At 67.4% G+C, this 21,216-nt stretch carries 23 protein-coding genes; 7 read left to right on the top strand and 16 right to left on the bottom strand.

The window, feature by feature from the left end; all coding sequences use genetic code 11:
- Nucleotides 1-72 precede the first annotated feature (72 nt).
- The 4 genes from AC56LG_RS22880 to AC56LG_RS22865 all read left to right on the top strand — a co-directional run bounded on the left by AC56LG_RS22880 (nucleotide 73) and on the right by AC56LG_RS22865 (nucleotide 2,212).
- Nucleotides 73-372: an ArsR/SmtB family transcription factor gene (locus AC56LG_RS22880; protein WP_497168323.1), complete on the top strand. Its 300-nt coding sequence runs from the start codon at nucleotides 73-75 to the stop codon at nucleotides 370-372.
- A complete protein-coding gene (locus tag AC56LG_RS22875) occupies nucleotides 369-800 on the top strand; it encodes a YeeE/YedE family protein (protein WP_497168322.1) in 432 nt (143 codons plus the stop codon). The genes AC56LG_RS22880 and AC56LG_RS22875 overlap by 4 nt, the downstream gene beginning before the upstream one ends.
- 10 nt (nucleotides 801-810) lie before the next feature.
- Nucleotides 811-1,245 carry a YeeE/YedE family protein gene (locus AC56LG_RS22870; RefSeq protein ID WP_497168321.1) on the top strand — a complete coding sequence of 145 codons (435 nt, stop codon included), beginning with the start codon at nucleotides 811-813 and terminating at the stop codon, nucleotides 1,243-1,245.
- Between the two features lie 268 nt (nucleotides 1,246-1,513).
- Nucleotides 1,514-2,212 carry an MBL fold metallo-hydrolase gene (locus tag AC56LG_RS22865; protein ID WP_497168320.1) on the top strand — a complete coding sequence of 233 codons (699 nt, stop codon included), beginning with the start codon at nucleotides 1,514-1,516 and terminating at the stop codon, nucleotides 2,210-2,212.
- A gap of 21 nt (nucleotides 2,213-2,233) precedes the next feature.
- On the opposite strand, the gene AC56LG_RS22860 is transcribed toward AC56LG_RS22865, so the two are convergent.
- The 7 genes from AC56LG_RS22860 to AC56LG_RS22830 are packed head-to-tail and all read right to left on the bottom strand — an operon-like array spanning nucleotide 2,234 to nucleotide 8,540.
- Complete coding sequence (locus AC56LG_RS22860) at nucleotides 2,234-3,628, bottom strand: sensor histidine kinase (RefSeq protein ID WP_497168319.1); 1,395 nt, start codon at nucleotides 3,626-3,628, stop codon at nucleotides 2,234-2,236.
- Nucleotides 3,625-4,290, bottom strand: coding sequence for a response regulator transcription factor (locus AC56LG_RS22855; RefSeq protein ID WP_497168318.1), 666 nt, complete (start codon nucleotides 4,288-4,290; stop codon nucleotides 3,625-3,627). The genes AC56LG_RS22860 and AC56LG_RS22855 overlap by 4 nt, the downstream gene beginning before the upstream one ends.
- A gap of 25 nt (nucleotides 4,291-4,315) precedes the next feature.
- Nucleotides 4,316-4,963, bottom strand: a complete 648-nt coding sequence (locus AC56LG_RS22850; protein WP_497168317.1) for a tetratricopeptide repeat protein — start codon at nucleotides 4,961-4,963, stop codon at nucleotides 4,316-4,318.
- 26 nt (nucleotides 4,964-4,989) lie between these two features.
- The gene (locus AC56LG_RS22845; RefSeq protein WP_497168316.1) at nucleotides 4,990-5,787 is read right to left on the bottom strand and encodes an SDR family oxidoreductase; all 798 of its coding nucleotides are present in this window, start codon (nucleotides 5,785-5,787) and stop codon (nucleotides 4,990-4,992) included.
- Nucleotides 5,788-5,789: 2 nt separating this feature from the next.
- On the bottom strand, nucleotides 5,790-6,461 hold the full coding sequence (locus tag AC56LG_RS22840; RefSeq protein WP_497168315.1) for an iron-containing redox enzyme family protein: 672 nt from the start codon (nucleotides 6,459-6,461) through the stop codon (nucleotides 5,790-5,792).
- Nucleotides 6,458-7,936 (bottom strand): AMP-binding protein, encoded by a 1,479-nt coding sequence (locus AC56LG_RS22835; RefSeq protein WP_497168314.1) that lies wholly within the window; start codon nucleotides 7,934-7,936, stop codon nucleotides 6,458-6,460. Before AC56LG_RS22835 ends, AC56LG_RS22840 begins: the two co-directional genes overlap by 4 nt.
- Nucleotides 7,881-8,540, bottom strand: a complete 660-nt coding sequence (locus AC56LG_RS22830; protein ID WP_497168313.1) for a thermostable hemolysin — start codon at nucleotides 8,538-8,540, stop codon at nucleotides 7,881-7,883. The genes AC56LG_RS22835 and AC56LG_RS22830 overlap by 56 nt, the downstream gene beginning before the upstream one ends.
- Nucleotides 8,541-8,666: 126 nt before the next feature.
- On the opposite strand from AC56LG_RS22830, the gene AC56LG_RS22825 reads away from it, so the two are divergent.
- Nucleotides 8,667-8,852, top strand: a complete 186-nt coding sequence (locus AC56LG_RS22825) for a hypothetical protein (protein WP_497168312.1) — start codon at nucleotides 8,667-8,669, stop codon at nucleotides 8,850-8,852.
- Between the two features lie 43 nt (nucleotides 8,853-8,895).
- Here AC56LG_RS22825 and AC56LG_RS22820 read toward each other — a convergent pair whose 3' ends face one another.
- From AC56LG_RS22820 to AC56LG_RS22810, 3 genes are all read right to left on the bottom strand, one after another.
- Nucleotides 8,896-9,711 carry a formate/nitrite transporter family protein gene (locus tag AC56LG_RS22820; RefSeq protein WP_497168311.1) on the bottom strand — a complete coding sequence of 272 codons (816 nt, stop codon included), beginning with the start codon at nucleotides 9,709-9,711 and terminating at the stop codon, nucleotides 8,896-8,898.
- A gap of 388 nt (nucleotides 9,712-10,099) precedes the next feature.
- Complete coding sequence (wrbA, locus tag AC56LG_RS22815) at nucleotides 10,100-10,699, bottom strand: NAD(P)H:quinone oxidoreductase (RefSeq protein ID WP_497168310.1); 600 nt, start codon at nucleotides 10,697-10,699, stop codon at nucleotides 10,100-10,102.
- 106 nt (nucleotides 10,700-10,805) lie between these two features.
- Nucleotides 10,806-11,975 carry a tyrosine-type recombinase/integrase gene (locus AC56LG_RS22810; RefSeq protein WP_497168309.1) on the bottom strand — a complete coding sequence of 390 codons (1,170 nt, stop codon included), beginning with the start codon at nucleotides 11,973-11,975 and terminating at the stop codon, nucleotides 10,806-10,808.
- Nucleotides 11,976-12,086: 111 nt separating this feature from the next.
- Between AC56LG_RS22810 and AC56LG_RS22805 the strand changes: the two genes are divergently transcribed.
- Nucleotides 12,087-12,689 carry an isochorismatase family protein gene (locus AC56LG_RS22805; RefSeq protein WP_497168308.1) on the top strand — a complete coding sequence of 201 codons (603 nt, stop codon included), beginning with the start codon at nucleotides 12,087-12,089 and terminating at the stop codon, nucleotides 12,687-12,689.
- A gap of 63 nt (nucleotides 12,690-12,752) precedes the next feature.
- On the opposite strand, the gene bcaP is transcribed toward AC56LG_RS22805, so the two are convergent.
- From bcaP to AC56LG_RS22790, 3 genes are all read right to left on the bottom strand, one after another.
- On the bottom strand, nucleotides 12,753-14,150 hold the full coding sequence (gene bcaP / locus AC56LG_RS22800; protein ID WP_497168307.1) for a branched-chain amino acid transporter BcaP: 1,398 nt from the start codon (nucleotides 14,148-14,150) through the stop codon (nucleotides 12,753-12,755).
- 376 nt (nucleotides 14,151-14,526) lie between these two features.
- Nucleotides 14,527-14,892: a DUF2784 domain-containing protein gene (locus tag AC56LG_RS22795; protein WP_497168306.1), complete on the bottom strand. Its 366-nt coding sequence runs from the start codon at nucleotides 14,890-14,892 to the stop codon at nucleotides 14,527-14,529.
- Between the two features lie 26 nt (nucleotides 14,893-14,918).
- Nucleotides 14,919-17,390 carry a flavin-containing monooxygenase gene (locus AC56LG_RS22790; RefSeq protein WP_497168305.1) on the bottom strand — a complete coding sequence of 824 codons (2,472 nt, stop codon included), beginning with the start codon at nucleotides 17,388-17,390 and terminating at the stop codon, nucleotides 14,919-14,921.
- Nucleotides 17,391-17,625: 235 nt separating this feature from the next.
- On the opposite strand from AC56LG_RS22790, the gene AC56LG_RS22785 reads away from it, so the two are divergent.
- On the top strand, nucleotides 17,626-17,979 hold the full coding sequence (locus AC56LG_RS22785; protein WP_497168304.1) for a hypothetical protein: 354 nt from the start codon (nucleotides 17,626-17,628) through the stop codon (nucleotides 17,977-17,979).
- A 49-nt stretch (nucleotides 17,980-18,028) separates the two neighbouring features.
- On the opposite strand, the gene AC56LG_RS22780 is transcribed toward AC56LG_RS22785, so the two are convergent.
- The 3 genes from AC56LG_RS22780 to AC56LG_RS22770 form a co-directional block, all read right to left on the bottom strand.
- Nucleotides 18,029-18,538 (bottom strand): pyridoxamine 5'-phosphate oxidase family protein, encoded by a 510-nt coding sequence (locus tag AC56LG_RS22780; RefSeq protein ID WP_497168303.1) that lies wholly within the window; start codon nucleotides 18,536-18,538, stop codon nucleotides 18,029-18,031.
- Nucleotides 18,539-18,630: 92 nt separating this feature from the next.
- Nucleotides 18,631-20,289: an FAD-binding oxidoreductase gene (locus AC56LG_RS22775; RefSeq protein WP_497168302.1), complete on the bottom strand. Its 1,659-nt coding sequence runs from the start codon at nucleotides 20,287-20,289 to the stop codon at nucleotides 18,631-18,633.
- Nucleotides 20,286-21,038: an N-acyl amino acid synthase FeeM domain-containing protein gene (locus tag AC56LG_RS22770; RefSeq protein ID WP_497168301.1), complete on the bottom strand. Its 753-nt coding sequence runs from the start codon at nucleotides 21,036-21,038 to the stop codon at nucleotides 20,286-20,288. The genes AC56LG_RS22775 and AC56LG_RS22770 overlap by 4 nt, the downstream gene beginning before the upstream one ends.
- Between the last annotated feature and the right edge of the window lie 178 nt (nucleotides 21,039-21,216).

The raw sequence follows: 21,216 nt of genomic DNA, 5'->3' as shown, positions 1-21,216 counted from the left end.
ACTATCAGCCAATAAAACGAATCACGGGACCGTTTGACGATGGGCGATACACCGAAACTGGATCTGCACGCGATGCAAAGCGCTGCCGCACGCGCCTCCGGTTTGCTGAAAGTACTCGGCAACCCCGACCGGCTGATGCTGCTCTGCCAGCTGACGCAAGGGGAATTTTGCGTCAGCGAACTCGAGACCTTGCTGGGCATCACGCAGCCGACGCTGTCCCAGCAGCTGGGCGTGTTGCGCGAAGAAGGGCTCGTCAGCACGCGCCGCGAGGGCAAGCAGATTTACTACAGGATCGAGAGCAGGGAGGCCGCCGCGATCATGGGCGTGCTGTACGAACTGTTTTGCCAGCCAGGCAAGGAGGCGCAACCATGACCATCGACTGGATCCACTTCACCCCATGGACGGCGCTGGCCGGCGGCCTGCTGATCGGCCTGGCCGCCGCCATCTTCGTGCTGTTCAACGGCCGGATCGCCGGCATCAGCGGCATCCTCGGCGGCCTGCTGCGTCCCGTGCATGGCGACGCCGGATGGCGCATCGCGTTCCTGGCCGGCCTGGTCGGCGCGCCTGTCCTGTACGGACTGGTGGCGGCACTGCCCGAGGTGACGGTCGACGCCGGAACGGGCATCCTGGTGGCCGCCGGCCTGCTGGTCGGCGTCGGCACCCGCTACGGTTCCGGCTGCACCAGCGGGCACGGTGTCTGCGGCATAGCGCGCATGTCGCCGCGGTCCCTGGCAGCCACCGCGGCGTTCATGGCCGCAGGCTTCGTCACCGTCTATCTCGCACGTCACGCCTTGATCTGAAGGAACCGGCATGCACATCCTCATGGCATTGGTGGCAGGACTCGTCTTCGGCATCGGACTGATCGTATCCGGGATGACCAACCCGGCCAAGGTGACCGGCTTCCTCGACCTGGCCGGCAACTGGGACCCCTCGCTTGCCCTGGTGATGGGTGGCGCCATCCTGGTCGGCATCTTCGCGTTCGGCGCCGCCCGCAAGCGCGAGCGTTCGCTGCTGGGCGCCGCGATGCGCCTGCCGACCGCAACCGTGATCGACCGCCGCCTGGTACTCGGCTCCGTCGCTTTCGGCGCCGGCTGGGGCCTGGCCGGCTATTGCCCGGGTCCGGCCCTCGCCTCGCTGGCCTACGGGGGCGTCAAGCCGCTGGTGTTTACGCTGGCGATGCTGGCCGGCATGGGCCTGTTCGAGCTGGCCGAGCGGATCGCGGCGCACCGCCGCGTCGGGGCATGAACATGGGCGCCCTGTCTCCGGTCCGCGCGAGCCGGATATGGCGACCGCCCTCGGCCTTGGTCTGGTCCCGGCCCGACTGGCATATCGCCCTGCCTTGCTCCGCAGGCGCGCTGGCAGGCATGGTCGGCGGGCGCTCGCGCGCCGAACGCCTCGCCGGCCCACCGGCGGCAACAAGGTTTTGCTTGCGTTTCCGCGCTCGTCGCCATCGCGATGATCGTCAAGGCACTCCGGTAGCGACGTGCCGCCACCCTTTTTCGAGGAGAGCACCATGCAACTGAACCCGTTTCAGCTGTTCGACGCCGCATCGTCGACGTTCACCTACATCCTCGCGGCGCCAGGCGCGCGGCAGGCCGTCATCATCGACCCCGTGGACCATCAGGTCGAGCGCGACCTGCGCCACCTGGAACGGCTCGGGCTCGAGCTGGTGTATGTGCTGGAAACCCATGCCCACGCGGACCACGTGACCTCGGCCGGCATGCTGCGCGAACTGACCGGCGCCCGGGCGGCGGTCCCCAGCGGCTGCGGCATCGCCCCGGCGGAGGTGCAGCTGCACGACGGCGATGTCGTCCGTTTTGGCAACGTCGAGGAAATCCAGGTACTGCATACGCCCGGCCACACCCCGGGCAGCATGTGCTACCTCTGGCGCGGCAACGTGTTCACGGGCGACACCCTGCTGATCGACGGCTGCGGCCGCACCGATTTCCAGGGCGGCAGCAGCGACGCCCTCTACGACAGCGTGACCGACAAGCTGTTCACGCTGCCGGACGACACGCGGATGTGGCCCGGGCACGACTACAAGAGCCAGTCGGTGTCGACGATCGGCTGGGAAAAAGCCCACAACGCGCGCCTGGCAAACCGCAGCCGCGCGGACTTCCGCAAGCTGATGAGCGAACTCGACTTGCCGAAGCCGAAGCTGATCGATGTGGCAGTGCCGGCAAACCGGAACCTGGGCCTGCCCCGTCCCTGAGCTGCCGCGGCATGCCCGCCCTTATCCGGCGACGCCCGGCAGCGATACCTCGACCATCGTGCCCTGGCCGTCGGCCCTGGGGACGATCCTGATCGGCGCCCCATGCTGGTCGGCGATTTCCTTGACGATGGCCAGCCCCAGGCCATGGCCGCCGGGCGCGGCGCCGCGCAGGCGGTAATACGGCGTGAACAGTTTGGCCACTTCGCCCTCCGGGATCGGCACGCCGTCGTTCGCGACCGACAGCAGCACGCGTTCCCCCGCCGTGGCCAGGCGGACCACAACCTCGCCATGCCGGGCGCCATGCACCGAGGCGTTGTCGATCAGATTCTGCAGCAGGCGCCGCAGTTGCGAGGGGACGCCCCAGACCGCGCAGTCACGCGCCGCATCCAGGCTGATCGTCTGTCCACGTCGTTCGAGCAGCGGATCGATCGAGGCGATCACGTCGTGGCAAATCTCCAGCATCGAAACGGTATGCGGCGCATAGTCGTCGCTGCGCGCACTGATCCGGCTCAGGGTCAGGAGCTGCTCGGCCAGCTTGCTGGTCCGGCGCGCGCCGGCCAGCGCCTGGGCGAGCGCCTCGTCGCGCTCCGTCTCGTCGTGCGAGCGCAGCGCGTTTTCCAGGTGCAGCTGAAGCGCGGCGATCGGCGTGCGGATCTCGTGGGCGGCGGCGTCGATGAAGCGCTGTTCCCGTTCGAAGGCGGCCTTGATGCGGTCGAGCAGGTGGTTCAGCTCGGTGACGATCGGCGCCAGCTCGGTCGGGGTTTCCGGCAGGCGTACCGGATCGAGCGAATCGGGCGTGCGCGCCGCGATGCGCGCCGCCAGTTCCCTCAGCGGCCGCGTACTGCGCGCCAGCACGAGGTTAACGGCGGCCAGCATCAGCAGTCCGCCGACGATCATCGGCGCGACGATCGACCTGCCGATGTAGTCGGCCATCTCGCGCCGCACCTCTTCCTTCTCCGCGGTGAGCACCCAGATGTGGCCGGAACGCAGGGCAAACACCTCCCACAAAGTCGCGCCCACGGCATGCTCGCTGAAGCCCGGCCGCAAGGGCGCCAGCGCTTCCTGCGGCGCAGAAGCCGACTTCGCCAGCAAAGCCCCGTCGTCACGCCACACCTGGAACGCGATCTTGGTTTCGTAGCGGTGCCCGAAGGCTTCGTCTTCGTCCTCGCCGGCCGTTTCCAGCTCCGGTGGCAAGGTGATGATAATCGGCTGCGGCAGCGTCGCCGTCGCCAGTTGCTGCGCCACCAGTGCTTCCAGCACCCGTGCCGAGGTCGCCAGGCGTGCGCTGAACAGTTCCTCGGATTCGTGGCGGGCCACCAGGTGCGCGACCACGCCGATGCCGCCGAAGATCAGGATCATGCACGCCAGTGTGGCGGCGACCAGGCGCCGGCGGCCGGAATAGATACGAGTCGTCATGCGCCGACGTCGCCGAGGCGGTAGCCGACTCCGCGGATCGTCTTGACGACGGCGGGCGCGAGCTTCTTGCGCAGGTGGTGGACGTGGACGTCGATCGTGTTGCTTTCGGCGCCCTCGCCCCAGCCATACAGCGATTCCTCGAGCTGGGCGCGGCTGAAGACCCGCTGTGGATTGTCCGCCAGTTGCTTCAGCAGCATGAATTCGAGCCGCTGCAGTTCGATCGGCTCGCCCTGCCAGGAAGCGCGCAGGCTTTCCAGGTCGAGCACCAGGGCGCCTTGCTCGATCCGGTTCACCGGCCGCCCGCCATGGCGGCGCGTGATGACCCGCAGGCGCGCCAGCAACTCGTCGAGCTCGAAGGGCTTGACCAGGTAATCGTCGGCGCCGAGGTCGAGCCCCTGGACGCGGTCGCGCATGGCGTCGCGCGCCGACAGGATCAGCACCGGCAAGCCATTGCCGCCGGCACGTACCTGGCGCAAGACCTCGGTGCCGTCCAGGCCAGGCAAGCCGAGGTCGAGGACGGCGAGGTCGAACGCGTTGTCACGCAGTGCCGCGACCGCGGAGCCGCCGTCGCGCACGTGCTCGACCGTGTAGTGGACACGGCGCAGCGCCACCAGCAGGCCGCGGGCGAGCAGTTCGTCGTCCTCGATCAACAGCAGCCTCAAGGCCGCATCCTCATGTGCATGTCGGTCACTTCCTTTGGTTGGCTATCTTCTCGAGCAATTGGGCGATCTCGCCGCGCCGGCCCTCGTCTGCCAGCTTGCGCCCGGCCCGCGCCGGCGCCTGCAGCGCCTTGCGCAGGAAGCGCTCGGCGCCTTCGAAGTCGCCCTTGCGGAACAGGTAGTCGCCATAAAAATAATTCGGGTCGATGCCGTCCGGATTGGCCGCCAGGCCCTTCTTCAGGAACTCCTGCGCCTTGGCGTCGTCGCCGAAGCCGATTGGCCAGCCAGGCACCTGGTAGTATAGCGAACCCAGGCTCGTATAGGCCGATCCGGCGAGCGCGGCCGGGTTGATCGCCATGGCCTGTTCGAGCCGCTTCTTCGCATCCTTGACGTACTTCAGTGCGCCGATGCCGCCTTTTGCGCCGGCATAGGTCGACTCGATGATGGCATGCCAGATCAGCACGTCGGCACTGCCCGGGTTGCGCATGACCACGTGCTCGCTTTCGGCGACGAGGCGTTCGAATTCGGCCTCCTGCTTCGGCGCCGGCGTCTGGTACTTGGCTTGTTCCCATGCCTGCTGCAAATGGGCGACGTCTTCGTTGACGCCGGCCTGTGCCGGCAGGCTCATCACCGCGGCCGCAGCCAGTGCCGCATACCATGCGAATCGGTATTTCATCGTTTTCTCCTTGAATGAATGGGTGGCTAGCGCGGCAGGTACTTGCGGATCTGCCCCAGCTGCTTGCGGATCGCGCTTTCCGGAATCCTTGGCAGCAGCTTGTTGACGAGCACGAAGAAGCGTTCCGGACCGCCCAGGGTACGCTCGGCCGCAGTGCCCGCCAGGAAGTGCATGAAGGCGTCGGCGACGATCCTGGGGGTGTCTTCGTTGGTACGCAGCGCCGTATTCATCTCGTTGACGGCGCTGCTGTTGATCGCGGTGCGGGTCGCGCGCGGCGAGAAATGGCGCACGGTGACCGTCGTATCGGCCAACTCGCGCCGCAGCGACTGCGAAAAGCCCGCCAGCCCGGCCTTGGCGGCGCCGTAGGCGGCAAAGCCGGGAAAGCCGAGGGAACCGAACACGGAACCGATATTCACGACCTGGGCCGCCGGGGCCGCCTGCAGCAGCGGCAGCAAGGCTTGCGTGAGCAGCATCGGCGCCAGCAGGTTGGTCTCGACCTGAGCGCGGATGGCGGCGGCCGGCTGGGACTCGAAGGCGTGGAAGCTGCTGATGCCCGCGTTATTTACCAGCAGGTTGATGCCGCCGCTGTCGCGCGCGCAGTCCGCGATCGCATCCAGTGTGGCCTGCGCGCACAGGTCGCCGCTGACGATCCGCACCGGGCATCCCTGCAGGCGCGCGGCCAGCGCCTCGAGCGCGTCGCGCTTGCGCCCGACCAGGATCAGCAGCGAGCAGCGCGCCGCGAGGCGCTCGGCGATCGCCGCGCCGATCCCGCCGCTGGCGCCGGTGAGGACCGCGCGGTAAGGCTGGGCGTCGGTGTGCGCCATGCTTACGCTCCCTCGAACAGTTGCGCGCCGCGCGGCAGGCTGCGAAAGACATTGCCGTACAGGCCATACATCATGCGCGCCATGTGGATCACCGCCTCGCGGTCGGCAGTGTCGTCGAGCCGGTTCATGAGGCCTTCGAAGAATTTCACGTGATCCAGGTCGAGGCTGCCGTGCGAGCTGAGGTAGCTGAACGCTTCGGGCGGCAGCGCCAGCGCCGTGCGCATGGTGTCGGCGGCGTGGGTGGCGAGCGCGGTGCTGGTACCTTCCAGCACGTGCACCATGCCGAAGAAGCCGACCGGGTTGCCGCGATCGACCTGGTGGTAGGCGTAGGCGACCATCAGCTCGGTGCTGGCGTGGGGACGCGCGTGGCGGACCGCTTCGGCATCGCCGCCGCAGGCGCCGATGTCGGACAGGATCCACTCCTGGTGGCCGACTTCCTCCTCGATGTACTCGACGATCGCTTCGCGCAGCCATTCGTGGCGGCCGTCGAGACGGCTGCCGCAGGCCATCAGCAGCGGCACGGTATGCTTCACATGGTGGTAGGCCTGGCCCAGGAAGGCGATGTATTGGGAAGTGATCACCTTGCCCTGCAGCGCATCCTGGATGACGGGGATGGCAAACATGTCCTGGCGCTGCGGCTCGGTCGCCGCCTGCAATTGATCGAAGAAATTCACGTGTTCGACTCCGGTTGAGTAAAAAGGAATGCGATCTCGTTCGCATAGGTGGTGCGGATGGCTTCGCGCTTGAGGCGGCCGTTCGGGGTCAGCAAACCGTTCGTGGGCAGGAACGGCGGCACGGCTTGCCAGCGCCCGATCCGCGCATAATCCGGCAGCTCGGCATTGGCCCGGTCGACCGCTACCTGCAGGGCCGCCGCGTCGAGGCCGGGGCCGGCCGGCACGAGCAGAGCGCCCAGCCAGGGCTGCGCCTCGCCGACGACGATCGCCTGGGCGATGGCGCCGCTGCCGGTGAGCACGGCTTCGGGCCATTCGGGCGAAACGTTGCGCCCGAAGCCGGTGATCAGGATGTCCTTCTTGCGGCCGTCGATGAAGAGGAAGCCGTCCGCGTCGAGATGGCCGAGGTCGCCCGTGGCGAGCCTGCCCTCGATGCCGGGGGACGCTTCCTGGCCGAGGTAGCGCGCGGTGCAGCCCTCGACCAGGATCTCGCCGTCGGCGGCGATGGCCACCTGGCGGTGCGCCAGCGGTCTGCCGACGCTGCCATCGCGCTGCGCGCCGGGCAGGTTCAGGGCGACGACGGAGGCGCATTCGGACAGGCCATAGCCTTCGAACACGGGCAAGCCGAGCGCGCGTGCCGCCGCCAGTAGCTGGGGCGGCATCTTGCCGCCGCCGACGGCAACGAAGCGCAGGCTGCCCAGGCGCGGGTCGTCCTTCCCGGCCGCCGCGACGATCGCCTGCAGCATCTGCGGCACCAGCGTGATGCTGTGCGCCTCGTAGCGCGCGATCGCGTCGAGGCAGGCCTGCGCATCGAAACCGCTGGCGCCGCGCATGCCGACTTCCTGCAGCGGCGGACAGATCGTGGTCGCGCCGCTGAGAAGGGCCGTGTACGGTCCGGCGATGTTCTCGAGCAAGACCGCGAACGGCAGCACGCACAGGTGCCGTTCCAGCCGCAGCTGGGCCACGCCGGCGCGCAAGGCGCGTGCGACTTCCCATTGCTGTTCCGTGCTCAGGCAGACGCCCTTCGGCGCCGAGGTCGTGCCCGAAGTGAAGGTCAGTTTCTGCACGCCGTCGAGGGCGGCGGGAGCCGGCACACGGTCCGTCTCGCACAGCGCCAATGGCCCGCCGCCGTCCACCCGCCGCCCGAAGCCAAGGGCGGCGCCCTGTGCCGGATCGGCACAGAACAGCGCTCCGATGCCGCTTTGCGCGATGACGTGCATCCACTGTTCCGGCGTGAAAAAGAGCGGCAGCGGCACCAGGGTCAGGCCCAGCATCTGCGTGGCAAGGTCGACGGCCAGCCACTCGGGCGAGTTATCGGCCAGTATCCCGACCGGCGCCTGCGGCCGGGCGCGTGCCGAGAGCATGGCGCCGATGTGCCGGATGCGGTCGGCCAGCGCCGCGCGATCGAGCGGGTGGCGCCCGTCAGTCAGCAGGTGGGAATGCGCGGGTAGCGAGTCGAGCAAGTTCTGAATAACCATATTGGATGTCACCAAACATGACCTGTGGATGGGTTGCGTAATAGGAGCCCCAGTGGCGGCCACCTCCCGGCAGGCGGGCCGGATCGGCGGGTGCCAGCAACTGGGGCCGCAAGTGGAGCCGGCCGAAGGAATTGAGCAGGCTGGTGGTCGCGGTGAAGGCGACGACGTGCGGGCCCATGCCGTGCAGCAGCGCGGTGGTGCCGACGATCAGGGCGCGCGCCGCGCCGGGATGGCTGGCCGCCAGGTTGCCGACCTCGACGATGTCGGCGCGCGCGAGCGGACGGCCGAGGCGGGCGCCGATTTCGGTTTCGATCGGGCCGTCGAGGTACTGTTCGAGAAAGACCGCGCCGTCGGCCGCCAGCGAATACCCGAGCGCGGCGGCCCAGGCACCGGCGGCATCGCGGTAGCCGACCAGGGTGTCGCTGAAATGATCGATATGCGCGCCATAGCTTTCCAGGAAGGAGGCGGCGATGAAGGCCTCGAGCTCCGCCCGGCCCGGTGCGCCGCGGGGAAAGCGTTCGAGCACGGGCCGGGGTTGGCGCGGCCTGCGGACCAGTGCCACGGCGTCGGCATTCGGCCCTGCGAATTGGATGGTGTCCGGCATGCTGTGAGCAATACTTGTTTCAATGGCTCAAGCCTAGGTACCCAACATTAAGTGCAGATTAAGCGCATGCCCCTGGCCGGCGGCGCGATCCGATAGCGCCCTCGGCGGGCCAGCAGTCTGCCCGGAATGAGCGCGGGCACGGCCGGCAGCGTGGGGCCGGTGGAGAAGGAAGGGATGTGCGCTCGGTACCGCGGCATGCGCGCTGCGCCGGACGAGCACGCGCGGCAGGCCATGATGCACAGGGAAAACGGCGCGCTGTCGCCCGAGATGCGCCAGCGCCACATGGAAACGATACGCAGGCAGTGCCAGTGATGGCAGGTCGACCAGCATGGTTCGAATGTCAAGCACCCTGCTCTCATTCGCGTTTGGCGTGATAAATGAAATGGTAGACCAGGCCGACCAGCACGCCCCCACCGGCCAGGTTGCCCAGCAATACCGGCACCAAGTTGCGCAGGAATCCGCCACAGGTGATCGCAGGCGCGGCGTCCACCGTGCCGAAGGCCTGCAACAGCATGGCCATGGGAATCAGGTACATGTTGGCGACGCTGTGCTCGAAGCCGGCCGCGACAAACGCCGAGATGGGCACCACGATGGCCACGACCTTGTCGACCACGCTGCGTCCGGCGAGCGCCATCCAGACCGCCAGGCAGACCAGGGCATTGCACAGGACGCCCCGGAAAAACGCCGTCCAGAACGGCATCGCTACCTTGGCCGCGGCAATGGCCAGGTATTCACGGGCGATCGCATTGCCGTTCGCCTCCGGATGGCGCGACAGAACCACCAGCAGCGCCATGCCGAGCGCCCCGAAGAAGTTTCCGACAAACACGATCGCCCAGCTGCGCAGGAGTTCGCGCGTGCCGATTTTCCTGTCGGCCCAAGCCAGTACCAGCAAGTTGTTACCGGTGAACAGCTCGGCGCCGGCGACGACCACCAGGATCAGGCCAGAGGCGAAAGCCATGCCGCCCAGCATCTGCTTGAGTGCGTAGCCAAGGGTCGGATCGGAGCGTACGATGACGAAGTACAGCGCTCCCAGGCCGATGAAGGCGCCTGCCAGCACGCTCAGCATCAACATCGGCAGCAGCAACAGCCGCGCCTTGGCAACGCCGACGGTCTCCACCCGCTCGGCGATTTCCTTCGGCGAAAACGCATCGAATCCGAACAGCTCGGGCATGGTCGGCATCCTGTTGGCTGTGCACGGCCGCTCGCTTCCTGCGGGATCTCGGTAGACCACTTATCAGGCCTGGGAGGCCCGCTGCTCCTCCTGCCGCACGATATCGCCGTACACAGCCGAACCGGTGCGGCCGGCGCCAGCGAAAAGATTACCGTAACCGACGAACTCCTGCCTCGTATGCCGCTCGGCCTGCTCCACAGGAGCACATGCTCGACCGGGTGGCCGCCAGCCACCGTACTTCCGCCAACGACCTCTCCGGCATCATTCACTCCCATAGCAGTGGCACAGGCTGCGCCGAGCGTGGCGCGGTCCCGGATCCTTCTCGTCGTGGAACAACACGCGCGCCGCGTCTGACCTCGCCTCGCGGTGGGAACGACCCCTTTTCCGCTCAGCCGAACAGTTTGAGCGCCGTTTTCGCCACCAGTTCCCCCTGATGGCGCGCGCCTTCGAGTTCGTTGGCGCTCGGCTGGCGCTGCCCCTGCCCGCCGGCAATCGTACTGGCGCCATAGGGACTGGCGCCGCTGATTTCGTCGAGCGTCATCTGGCCGGCAAAGCTGTACGGCAGGCCGACCACGACCATCCCGAAGTGCAGCAGGTTCGTAATGATCGAGAACAGCGTGGTTTCCTGGCCGCCGTGCTGGGTCGCGGTCGAGGTAAAGGCGGCGCCAACCTTCCCGTGCAGTGCGCCGCGCGCCCACAGGCCGCCGGTCTGGTCGAGAAAGGCCGCCATTTGCGAGGGCATGCGGCCATAGCGGGTCGGCGCGCCGATGACGATCGCGTCGTAATCGGGCAGCTCGTCGACGGTGGCGACCGGCGCCTGCTGGTCGAGCTTGAAATGGGCGCCGCGCGCGACCGCCTCGGGCACCGTTTCCGGCACCCGCTTGACGACGACATCGGCGCCGCCGGCGCGCACGCCTTCGGCCATGGCATTCGCCATCTGCTCGATGTGGCCGTAGGTGGAGTAATACAGGACCAGTACCTTTGCCATGGGATTCTCCTTTGTCGACAGAACGTGGAATATATCCGGAACGGATGTGCAGGCGTCATGCTACCCCGATCCGGTTTCCCGTTCCGCCCCATTGACGTCCTCCAGTTTATTTCTCCTTTTTGCCCTTCGTGCCGGCGTTCGACGCGATGATCTCGTCGTGGCGCTCGTTGTCGGTCTTGTGCAGGTAGCCGGCGGTGGTGGCGATGTTGGCGTGGCCGGCCGTATCCTGCAGGGTTTTCAGCTGCACGCCATTGTTTGCGTGGTTGGTCAGCATGCTGTGGCGCAGCCAGTGGGCTGAGGCGTGGCGCAGGCTGGCGGCGATATCGGGCTGGCCGGCGCGCGCCGCGGCGGATGCGGCTTCGGCAAACACGCTCTTGATCGCTTCCGACGCCGCCTCGTCGGTCAGGCGCGTGACCGCCTTGCTGCGGCTCGACAGCACCAGCGGCATGCGGTCGGCGCGCGCCGTATGCGGCGGCAGGCCAAAGGCTTCGCGGTAGCGCCGGTAGGCATCGAGCATCTCTTCTGGCACCGGCAGGCGGCGCGGCTTGTTGCCCTTGCCGATGACGTCGAGCCACCAGCGGTCGTTCCCTTCCGCGTAGATGGCGCCCATGTTCGCGCTGACCAGTTCGTTCAGGCGCGCGCCGGTATGGGCGAACGCGATCAGGAGGAAACGGTCGCGCTCGCGCCGGCGCAGGGCCGCGGGCGAATCGGGCACGCGCCGCGAGACGGTTTCCACCGCCAGCGCGATCGCCTCCGGCGTGAGGTAGCGCGTAATGCGGCTGGCGATCGGCGTGCGCACGTTGCGCACCAGCGCCGCCGGGTTGCGCCGCAGGTAGCCGGTCTGCTCGGCAAAGGCCAGCAAGCCTTTCACCGCGATCATCGCCTGGCGCCGGCTCGGATCGGACAAGGGACCGGTAAATGGGCGGTAGCGCGGGTCGCTGCGCGGCCACTTGGTTGTCGAGATCCAGTTCGGCGGCGGGTTGCGCAGGAATTCCTTGTAAGCGTTGAGGTCGGCCACGTTCAGCTGGGCCAGCGTCTTTTTTGCTTCTTCCCGGCACCAGGTGAGGAAGCGGAACAGTTCTTTCTGGCTGTTGGCGATCGATTTGGCGCTGAGTTCGCCATTGCCGATGAATTCGCGGGCGATTTCGGCGTCGGTCTGGGCCTCGGTGATCGGATCGTCGGCGACGCGAAACATCTTGACGTCAAACCGGGCGCTGGGCGCGTCGGCTTCGCCGGCAAGGCGTGGTGCGAGGTCGATGGGGACGAACTTGGTCATATTGTCTTCATGTAATACTGTGTTTTTATACAGTATATCATGACAAAGCCCCAGCGCCCGCGCCCGGAGCGTGCTAACCTGTTCCGATCAAATGATTCAATAGGACAACATATGAACCCGATCGAACTCAACTCCGGCGACGCCCTCCTGATCATCGACATGCAGCTTGATTTCCTCCCCGGCGGCGCGCTCGGCGTGCCCAATGGCGACCAGGTCATCGCGCCGATCAACCGCCTGGCTGATCTGTTCGCCCGCCAGGGCTTGCCGGTCTACGCCTCGCGCGACTGGCATCCCGACAACCACTGTTCGTTCGCCGCGCGCGGCGGACCGTGGCCGCCGCATTGCGTGGCCGATACCGAGGGGGCGGCGTTTTCCGCCGAGCTCGAGCTGCCAGCCGGCACAACGGTCGTGTCCAAGGCGGACACGGCGGACGCCGACGCCTACTCGGCATTCAACGGCACCGACCTCGCGCAGCAGTTGCGCGGGCGTGGCGTGCGCCGGGTGGTCGTCGGTGGACTGGCCACCGATTACTGCGTGCTGAACACGGTACTCGATGCGCGCGAACTCGGGTTCGAGGTGGTCATCGTCGCGGAAGCGATGCGCGCGGTGGACGTTGCGCCGGGCGATGGCGAACGCGCGATCGAGCGCATGGCTGCGCTCGGCGCGCGCGTGGCCGGTCTCGACGAATTCGCAGGGCTTGCCGCCCACGCCTGATTTGTCCAGGTAGCACAAACGAAAAAACCTGGCCGCGGCCAGGTTTTTTTATGCCGGAACGGCTCAGCCCTGCTTGTGCAGCAGCGAACGCGAACGTGCGTAGCCGAAATACACCGCCAGGCCGATCGCCAGCCAGACGATGAAGGCAACCCAGGTATGCCAGCTCAGGAACGTCATCAGCGTGATGCAGAAGAGGATGGCCAGGGCCGGGATCACCGGTACGCCCGGGCAACGGAAGGCGCGGTGCAGGTCCGGACGCTTCTTGCGCAGGATGATGACGGCCAGCGAGACCAGCGAGAACGCGGCCAGCGTACCGATGTTGACCAGTTCGGCCAGCACGCCCAGCGGCACGACGGCGGCGATCAGGCCGAAGATGATGCCGACCAGCCAGGTGGCGAAGTACGGGGTGCCGTATTTCGGGTGCACGGTCGAGAGTTTCTTCGGCAGCAGGCCATCGCGCGACATGGCGTACAGGATGCGGGTCTGGCCGTAGGCCATCACCAGGATCACGGTGCTCATGCCCAGGATCGCGGCGAGGTCGACGAAACCGGCGACCCAGTCCTGGCCGGCGTACTGCAGCGCCAGCGAGACCGGGTGGTCGACACCCTTGAAATTCATGAACGGGACGATGCCGGTCATGATGGCCGCTACCGCCACGTACAGGATGGTGCAGACGGCCAGCGAGCCAATGATGCCGACCGGCAGGTCCTTGCTCGGATTCTTGACTTCTTCCGCGGCGGAGGTGACGGCGTCGAAGCCGATAAAGGCGAAGAACACCAGGGCCGCCGCGCTCATCACGCTGCCGGCGCCGAACGGCATGAAGGGTTGCCAGTTTTCCGGCTTGACGTAGTTGACGCCGACGAAGATAAACAGCAGCACGACGCCGGTCTTGATCAGCACCATGACGTTGTTGACGCGGGCCGACTCGCGCACGCCGAGCGAGAGCATGAAGGTCAGCACGATCATGATCAGGAAGGCCGGCAGGTTGAACACCGTGTCGACACCGGGGATGGCGCCGGGGGCGGCGCGCAAGGCTTCCGGCAGGACGATCCCGATGCCCTTGAGCAGCGACTGGAAGTAACCCGACCAGCCCACGGCGACGGTGGACGTGGCCAGGCCGTATTCGAGCAGCAGGTCCCAGCCGATCATCCAGGCCACGAGTTCACCGAGGGTGACGTAGGAATAGGTGTAGATCGAACCGGCCACCGGCACGCTCGAGGCGAATTCGGCATAGCACAGGGCGGCGAAACCGCAGGCCACGGCGGCGATGACGAAGGACAGGGTCAATGCCGGGCCAGCCGTGACGGCACCGGTGCCGGTCAACACGAAGATACCCGTGCCGACAATCGCCCCGATACCCATCAGGATCAGGTCCATCGGTCCGAGGACCTTTTTCAGTCCGCCAGGGGTGCGGCTGTCCGCCACCATGGTATCGAGGTTTTTCGTTCTAAAAAGACTCACTACGTGCTCTCCTGTTATGCATTGTCTGTCTCCTGTCGGAAGTCGTCGCGGCACTTGCCAATCCGTGCCGGGCGTCTTTCCCGCTTCCCTGCCGCATTGCCATTATTCGCCGGCCGATCGATCGCATACGCGTACCCCCCCCGCTTGCGCAACACGCAAACGGGTCCGGGTTCGTAGTCACCACGAGGGAAAGCGCCTGTCACATCTTGCGATATGGTCAGGCGCGAATCGACTCGCCATGTCCGCAGCCGCTTCGTGTCCTTACAGGCCCCACGCGCGGGCGAAAAGCGATAACAATCAGCCAGCACATTGCATTATTGCTCCGGCAACCCCTGTTGAGCAAGCGCTGGCCGCGCCAACCGGACGCGGGGCCCCCTTATTTCTGCCGGCGGCGGCGCCAGATTCGTGCATACAGGACGATATTCACGGCCGCGACCACGCCGGCCAGCACGAACTGGATCTCGCGCGTAAGACCGCCCGGATACAGCAGCCACAGGATGTAGTGTTCGAGGAAGCCTCCGGCATAGCCGTCCAGGCCGGCACGCAGGCGCAGCAGGTTTTCCAGCGCGGTCAACGGACAGCCGCGCCCGCTCGTCTCGATGAAGATGCCCCAGGCCGCCGCCGGCAGATGCAGCCCTATCAGGCGCGGCCAGCGCGGCACCAGCGCCGCGCCGAACACGACGAACAGCACGAAGGCGAGGTGGGCGAGCAGGACGAGCGTGGCTGCAGCGGCGTAGAGCATGGCCTATTGTGCGCCCGCTTGGTAGCTTAGAGCGATGTTGCGTCGCTGGTGGCCGCTTGCGTCGCCAGGATCCGCTCGCGCGCAAACTGGCCAAGCGCGCCGATGGCGTTGTCCGCCGAGCGCAGGTAAAACGCCTGCAAGTGAAAAACGTGCCAGCGCGCCCGGTGGATCTCGAGCCGGCACGGCGCGCCGCAGGCAGCGGCATGGTCGGCCAGGCGCAGCGAATCGGGCAGCAGGATTTCCTGGTCGCCTACCTGCACCAGCAGCGGCGGCAGGCCGCGCAGGTCGCAGCGCAGCGGCTGGTGGACGGTGGCATCCGGCGGGCAGGCGTACCAGGCGGCGCCTTGGCGGCCCCAGGCGGTGCGCACCATCGGATCGGCCGCCGCGTGCGCCGGGTGTTCGCCCGGCGGCAGTTGCGTGAGCGGAGATATCAGCGCGAGCGCGGCCGGCGCCGCCGTGCCGCCATCGCGCAGCCTGAGCGCGGCCGCCAGCGCCAGCGCGGCGCCCGCCGAATCGCCTGCCAGCACGATGCGCGCAGCCGGGATGCCGGCGGCCAGCATGGCGGCGTGGCAGGCCATTGCGTCATCCAGTGCCGCCGGATAAGGATATTCGGGCGCGAGACGGTAGTCGGGCACCCAGACCGGCACCCCGGCCGCGCGCGCCAGGCGCGTGGTGATGCTGCGGTGGGTCCTTGGGCTACCCAGGCAGAAGGCGCCGCCGTGCAGGTACAGGATCGCGCCCTCCCCTGTTTCTGGCGGCGTCACGACTTCGATGGACAGTCGGCCCGCGTGCACCTGGCGGTGGCCGACGCCGCCCACGCCCGGCATCAGCGGCGCCAGCATCGCGACGATGCGGCGCTGCGTCCCGGCCCCGAACGGCGGCCCGATCAGGGGCTTGAAACACGTGCGCAGGAAGGCGCGCTGGAAGCCGGCCGCGCAGCGTTCGGACAGTGCGCGCGGCGCGGCGACCTCGACCCCGTCCGGATAATCCGCAAGCGGCCTGGTGAACCGGTAGGCAAGCAGGCTGGCATGGCGCGTCAGGAAGCGGTAGGTGAACGTGAAGCCGGGCCAGTTGGCGCTGTTGCGCCCATGACGGTCGAGATACCAGCTGCGGCAGCCCTGCCAGACCGTGGCGCCCAGGCGCCGCCGCAGCATGCCGTTGAAGCGCGCGTGCGGCGCGGCTTCGACCTCGATCGCCGCTGCGCCCGCCGCATGCAGCGCGCGGCGGCAACGCATGATGTGTGCGACCTGGCTTTCCAGCATGTAAACGATGGAATTGTGGCCCAGGTTCGTGTTCGGCCCATACAGCATGAAAAAGTTGGGAAAGCCCGGCACCGTCATGCCCAGATAGGCTTCGGCGCCGCCCTGCCAGGCATCGTGCAGGGAGCGCCCGCCGCGTCCATGGATCGCCAGCGGCGCCAGGAACTCGGTGGCGGCAAAGCCGGTGCCGTAGATGAGGACGTCGAACCGGTACTGCGCGCCGTCGGCGGTCTCGATGCCGGCCGGCGTGATGCGCGCGATGGCGTCGGTCACCAGGCGCACCGAGGAGCGCGAGAAGACGGCGAGATAATCGTCGCTCAGCAGGATGCGCTTGCAGCCGATCGGGTAATCCGGCGTCAGGCGCGCACGCAAGGCGGAGTCGGGCACTTCGCGCGCCAGCATGTCCTGGAACGGCTTGCCGACCGCCAGCCACATCATGCTTTTCATGCGCGTAAAGGCCAGCGTCCGGGTTTCGTATGCGGCATAAATAAAGGCGCGGTGCAGGCGCATCAGGACCGGCAAGCGCCGAAACATCTGCTTTTGCCAGTGCGGGTACGGCCGGTCGGCGCGCGCCTTGATATATGGCGCCGAGCGCTGGAACACGGTCAGGTGTGCGGCTTCGCGCGCAATGACCGGCACGAACTGGGCCGCCGAGGCGCCGGTGCCGATCACGCCGACGCGTTTGCCCGCCAGCGTACAGGCATGGTCCCACTGCGCCGAGTGAAAGGCATGGCCGCGGAAGCTGTCGATACCGGGAAGCCGCGGCGGCACCGGGCGGCCCAGCAGTCCAGCGGCGCTGACCAGCAGGTGCGCCAGCGGGCGTTCCCCGTTTTCCAGCTGTATTTCCCACAATGCGCGCGCTTCGTCGTAGGCGGCGCCCTGCACGGTGCAGCTGGTACGGATGTGACTGCCCAGGGCGAAGCGGCGCACGCAATCGTGCAGGTAGGCGTGGATCTCGGCCTGGCCGGCAAAGGTATGCGACCAGTCGGGATTCGGCGCGAAGGAAAACGAGTACAGGTGCGAGGGGACGTCGCAGGCGGCGCCGGGATAGGTATTGTCGCGCCAGACGCCGCCCAGGTCGGCGCTTTTTTCCAGTATCAGGAAATTGTCGATGCCCGCGCGGCGCAACGCCACGCCCATGCAGATGCCGCCAAAGCCGGCGCCGATGATGATGGCTTCATGGATCGTCGCTGGCGTCGACGCTGACATCGACGCTGTAGTGCGCGGCAAGGTGGTCATGGGCGGTCTCCTCGGCGCTCGGGCGCTGATTTGTTCTTAGCCGCAACAATACACGAGGCAAACGTCCCTGGCTTGATGCCGGGCCGAAGTCTTTTGGCGTTTCAGGCGCTGTGCATGGACGCTATGCACCACGGATTGGCTGCCGTCCTACAGCGCCACGCTGCACGCACCGATGGCGCCGAACGCGGCTGCGGGCATAATCGGGTCACTGATAACGCATCAACGGGAGAGCAATATGGCGACCAATCCTTCGAACGACTCCGCCTCGACCACGGTAGGCATCGGCGGCACCACCAGCGGCCAGGCCGGCGCCACGCCGCACCACGAAACCCAGCAGGAAACCGGCGGCAGCGGCGGCGCCCAGCTAACGCATAGCACCGGCGAGGACGATGCCGCGCCAAGCGCAGCCCCGGATGCAACCCCGCCTGCGACCGAACCGGCGCCGGAAGCGCAAGGCAGCGCCATGCAGACCGGCGCGCGTGGCCACCTCGACACCACCTCGCAGCAGGCCGGTGGTACCGGCACCGGCATCGGTTCGCGCGAGTCCGGCGCCAACCAGTCGCAGGACGACTTGCCGCCCCGGACTTGAAAAGCGATGCGCAGCGGCGGCCATCCGCCGCTGCGCCGATCAGCTTAGATTAATTATCCAGCCTGATCGTTCCGTGTTCGCCCGGATCGACGTCCGGCGTCGTCCCCGTGACGGCGGCCCTGGCCATCTGGAACATGCGCACCATCTTGCTGTCGTTCGAATCCCAGTATTCGGCGCTGTGCGGGGACACGCGCACCAGCACCACGTGTTCGTCGTCCGGGCCGTGCGGGAACCAGGCCTGCACCATCGGGTTCCACAGCGCGCGAATGCGCTCACGGTCAACCACGCGCTCGGCGGTGCCGCTGATCGAGACGTACAGGCTGTCGTCCGGTTGGGCGAAGCTGACGTTCACTTCCGGCTGCAGGGCGATGTTCTGCCACAGCGGCGCATGGATCGAGGTATAGAACCAGAGACCGCCCTGCTCGTCGGTTTCCTGGTTGGTCATCGGATGGCTGATCAGGTGGCCGTGCTCGTCGACGGTGGTAAACATTGCAAAGCGCATCGAGCGGATCTTGTCCGCCAGCGCGGCCGCCTGGGCCGAAGCGTTCGTCATGGACATGGCGTTTCCTTGGATATTGAGTGAACCGACATCCTAGAACAGACGCCGGCCGCGTTCCGTGCGGCGGCGAACGCTGCCGCACGGCGACGTGTCTACATCAATCCGGCTGCCACCCCCGGCTGGTAGCGTCCCGGCGCCAGGATCCCGGCCGGGTCGAGCGCGGCCTTGATGGCGCCGACCGTGCGCCAGTAACTGTCGCCGTCCGGGTCGAGCCGGCCCATGGCGTGGTTGCCGACGCGGTAGGGAATGTAGCCGGCGTCGAACATGTTGGCGAACACCTCGTCATGGCAGGCACGGGCGCGCGCGGCTTCGTCGGGGTCGTCCTTGTCGTAGGCGACCGTCAGCACGCCGCCGAGTGTGCGCTCGTTGATCATGCTGAAAGTGGCGAACAGGTCGAAGCCGTATTTGTCGAAGCTGGCATGGGCTAGCTCGTGCACGGCCAGCATGTCGCCGCCGCGCAGCGGCAGTACCGGAGAGACCCACAGCAGGCCGCAATTGTCCTGCGCCGGATTGGCCTGGACCGGAAAGGTCGCCGGCACGCCGCCGCGGCGGCGCCAGTAGGCCCCCGACAGGAAGCGGCCGTCGGGTACGCCGCGGTTCATCCCGAACAGCGATTCGCCGAGCGCGACCTGGGTGCGCAAGCGCTTGCCCGCTTCGGTATTCCCTAGCAGGCGCGCGGCGAATGAGCCGGCGCGCAGGCTGCGCTCGCTCACAAAGCGCGCGCGTCCCTTCGTGCCGCGCAGGGCGCGCCGCACGGCGGCACGCGCCGCCGCCACCTGGGCGTGCGAGCCGTAGAGCGCGCCGGAGACGGTCCAGGCGCCGACGCCGCTTTCGGCGCGCATCTGCTGGCGCAGCGCCTCGGGCAGGCGCGCGCCCTGCGGCACGGCCGCGCGCGGAAAGGCGCCGCTGCCGGAAAACACGCGCATGTCGTTACCGATGTGGAGGATGCTGCGCAGGGTGCCGTCCAGCCGCAGCGGCCGCAGGGCGTCGACCACGTCGGCGATGTCGGCATGGGCCGGAACGCTGCACAGGAAGTGGTTCACGCATTCGACTTGCGGCATCAGCCAGATGCCCAGACGGGTGACGATCCCCATGTTCGACTGGGTGAACAGGCCATCCAGGAAGGGTCCGACGCCATACGGGAACAGGTGTGCGGCGCGTGCCTGGCGGTAGTGGCCGAAGCCGGTTTCGAGCAGTTCGCCGCTGGCCAGCACCACCTGCATGCCGGCCACGTGCTGCAGGCGGTTGCCGTAGGGCGAATGGCCGAAGCCGCGTTCCATGATGTTGCCGATGTAGCTCGTGTCCGGCCCGGCGCCGGTGCAGTCGGCCCACAGCGGATAGCCGCGCTGGAGCAGGTGGTCCGACAGCTGGCGCTGGGTCACGCCCGGCTCGATCACCGCGTACGCCAGTTCCGGGTCGACGTGGATGATGCGGTTCATGCGCGACAGGTCGAGGATCACCTGGCCGGCGCCGACCGCGCAGGCGTCGCCATAGCCCCAGTTCTTGCCGGTGCTGATCGGGTACACGGCAACGCCGGCGCCGGCCGCGATCTTGACCAGTTGCGCCACCTCGCCGGCATTCGCCGGCCGCACCAGCGCCAGCGGGCGCACCGGGCGCGCTGCCGTGCTGCGCGCATAGCGCTCGCGCGTGGTCTCGTCGGCGAGCACGTTGGCGGCGCCGACCACGGCGGCCATCGCGGCGAGCGCGTCGGTGCTATCCACCACGCCCTGCAGGTCGTTCAGGCGGCTCATGCGCGTTCTCCGCCACGGCACAGGGCCGCCAGGCGCGCCCGGATGTCGGGGACGTCCCACATGGGGAAGAACCAAGGGTAGAAGGAGCGCTCGCCCGCGCCCTGCTCGAAGCTGCCGGCCCACTTGCGGATCTGCCCGCCCATCTGGTCGAGCGTCAGGCGCAGCAGCACGGCTGGGGCGCCGACGCGGCTGCACGGGCGTTCGCCGCCGAAGTCGGTGAAGCCGAGCATGCGCTTGTAAAAGGCGACATGGCGCGGATTGACCTCGATGATGTAATCGGTGAAGCCATGCAATTCGCTCGCGTACAGATAAGAGATGTGGATCAGCGCGGCGAACACGCGTTTGGACGTGCCGGCGTCGATCGCCAGGCGCGAGGGTTCGCACAGGCGCCGGTTCTGGGCGCGCAGGATGTCGAGGCGGTCGCCAAAGTTCTCGTCGGCCGGTAGGCGATTGCCGCGGTCGAGGCACAGACTCATCGTGCCGACCAGCTCGCCGCCGGTCTCGGCGTACATGGTCACCCTGTCGTAGCCGCCCTCGCCCGCCTCGAACGCATAGCCGCGCCAGGCGTACATGCGCCGCACCAGGGCGCCGCTGTCGGCGTGGCACTCGGCCGACAGCGCCACGCGGATATTGAATACCTGGTTGTCGAGGCGCGCCGGCGCCTGGACTGCGGGGCCGGCACCCCCGGTACGCGGCGCCTGGATTGGTGCTGCCTCGAACGTTGCGATCGGCAATTCATCTACCAACATACTGGTCTCCCTGAAAGTAGCGTTCCGCCGTCATTGGCGAAAACGACATGACTGCGATTCAGACAAGGTCAGCAGTAACGGGGTTCCCGGGCTTTGCGTGCAATCTTTGCCATCTGGACATAGATCAATCACGGAAGAAATTAATCACCAGCACTTGGTGGAAAGATGTGTCGATAAG

This window comes from Telluria sp. ZB2R32 (assembly GCF_059685715.1).
Note: the sequence above shows the minus strand (reverse complement) of the source record. Positions and strands in the feature narration are given on the sequence as shown.

Excerpts from the sequence above, each read along its gene's own strand:
- AC56LG_RS22880 (WP_497168323.1), top strand. The coding sequence starts at position 73 with ATGCAAAGCGCTGCCGCACGCGCCTCCGGTTTGCTGAAAGTACTCGGC.
- AC56LG_RS22875 (WP_497168322.1), top strand. The coding sequence starts at position 369 with ATGACCATCGACTGGATCCACTTCACCCCATGGACGGCGCTGGCCGGC.
- AC56LG_RS22870 (WP_497168321.1), top strand. The coding sequence starts at position 811 with ATGCACATCCTCATGGCATTGGTGGCAGGACTCGTCTTCGGCATCGGA.
- AC56LG_RS22865 (WP_497168320.1), top strand. The coding sequence starts at position 1,514 with ATGCAACTGAACCCGTTTCAGCTGTTCGACGCCGCATCGTCGACGTTC.
- AC56LG_RS22860 (WP_497168319.1), bottom strand. The coding sequence starts at position 3,628 with ATGACGACTCGTATCTATTCCGGCCGCCGGCGCCTGGTCGCCGCCACA.
- AC56LG_RS22850 (WP_497168317.1), bottom strand. The coding sequence starts at position 4,963 with ATGAAATACCGATTCGCATGGTATGCGGCACTGGCTGCGGCCGCGGTG.
- AC56LG_RS22845 (WP_497168316.1), bottom strand. The coding sequence starts at position 5,787 with ATGGCGCACACCGACGCCCAGCCTTACCGCGCGGTCCTCACCGGCGCC.
- AC56LG_RS22835 (WP_497168314.1), bottom strand. The coding sequence starts at position 7,936 with ATGGTTATTCAGAACTTGCTCGACTCGCTACCCGCGCATTCCCACCTG.
- AC56LG_RS22830 (WP_497168313.1), bottom strand. The coding sequence starts at position 8,540 with ATGCCGGACACCATCCAATTCGCAGGGCCGAATGCCGACGCCGTGGCA.
- AC56LG_RS22825 (WP_497168312.1), top strand. The coding sequence starts at position 8,667 with ATGAGCGCGGGCACGGCCGGCAGCGTGGGGCCGGTGGAGAAGGAAGGG.
- AC56LG_RS22820 (WP_497168311.1), bottom strand. The coding sequence starts at position 9,711 with ATGCCCGAGCTGTTCGGATTCGATGCGTTTTCGCCGAAGGAAATCGCC.
- wrbA (WP_497168310.1), bottom strand. The coding sequence starts at position 10,699 with ATGGCAAAGGTACTGGTCCTGTATTACTCCACCTACGGCCACATCGAG.
- AC56LG_RS22810 (WP_497168309.1), bottom strand. The coding sequence starts at position 11,975 with ATGACCAAGTTCGTCCCCATCGACCTCGCACCACGCCTTGCCGGCGAA.
- AC56LG_RS22805 (WP_497168308.1), top strand. The coding sequence starts at position 12,087 with ATGAACCCGATCGAACTCAACTCCGGCGACGCCCTCCTGATCATCGAC.
- AC56LG_RS22795 (WP_497168306.1), bottom strand. The coding sequence starts at position 14,892 with ATGCTCTACGCCGCTGCAGCCACGCTCGTCCTGCTCGCCCACCTCGCC.
- AC56LG_RS22790 (WP_497168305.1), bottom strand. The coding sequence starts at position 17,390 with ATGACCACCTTGCCGCGCACTACAGCGTCGATGTCAGCGTCGACGCCA.
- AC56LG_RS22785 (WP_497168304.1), top strand. The coding sequence starts at position 17,626 with ATGGCGACCAATCCTTCGAACGACTCCGCCTCGACCACGGTAGGCATC.
- AC56LG_RS22780 (WP_497168303.1), bottom strand. The coding sequence starts at position 18,538 with ATGTCCATGACGAACGCTTCGGCCCAGGCGGCCGCGCTGGCGGACAAG.
- AC56LG_RS22775 (WP_497168302.1), bottom strand. The coding sequence starts at position 20,289 with ATGAGCCGCCTGAACGACCTGCAGGGCGTGGTGGATAGCACCGACGCG.
- AC56LG_RS22770 (WP_497168301.1), bottom strand. The coding sequence starts at position 21,038 with ATGTTGGTAGATGAATTGCCGATCGCAACGTTCGAGGCAGCACCAATC.